This window comes from Modestobacter versicolor, assembly GCF_041028285.1.
Taxonomy (GTDB): domain Bacteria; phylum Actinomycetota; class Actinomycetes; order Mycobacteriales; family Geodermatophilaceae; genus Modestobacter; species Modestobacter versicolor_A.
The window spans coordinates 1-602 of the sequence record NZ_JABGDB010000040.1 but is presented as its reverse complement, the minus strand read 5'-3'; the positions used below and the strand labels follow the sequence as shown (position 1 = coordinate 602).

The window sequence follows — 602 nt, the reverse complement described above, 5'->3', positions numbered from 1 at the left end:
AATACCAAGTAGGTATAATCGGTGGATACAGAATCATATCAGGTGACATGTTCATTCCTGCTACAGTTCAATACAAGGATTCACAAGCAAACTCAACATTGGAAGCACACAACCTTATTGCCGTAATTGGTACATATGACTCAGTTCTTCACTCAATCGACATTTCTGCTGTTAACTCAGGACCAATAGGAATTTCAAATGACCTTGGTACATACCTTGAAGCATCTGACATTGCCGCAGTTCCAAAGAGAACAGTGACAAACGGTCTATTAAGACTTGTTGTTGAAATTAACTAATCCGTAAGGGTTAAACAAATTTCGGGAAATTGGCAGTAAAATGTCAGTTTCTTTTTATTTTTAAAAAGTTGGTATGGAATTTTGAAATATAGTGTATAATATATATACCACACAATTTATAGGAAGTTTCTAATGATGCTAAGTTAGAGATGGGCGATAGGTTGTGTATAGTTGTATGTGCCGAAATACCCTGTGGCAAGGGTGATGATGTGCATATGGCGGCAATGAGATGGATTGACCGGCGGGTTATGAAGTTGAGTTGTATGGAGCGATTGATTTATTAGATTGATTTCAAAAGCATAGAAG

1 protein-coding gene is annotated in these 602 nt (G+C 37.0%); it reads left to right on the top strand.

Annotation, left to right across the window (positions count from 1 at the left end; genetic code table 11):
• Positions 1 to 296 (top strand): hypothetical protein (locus HL054_RS22165; protein ID WP_369141294.1); only part of this gene is annotated, 296 nt, incomplete at its 5' end.
• Positions 297 to 602 lie beyond the last annotated feature (306 nt).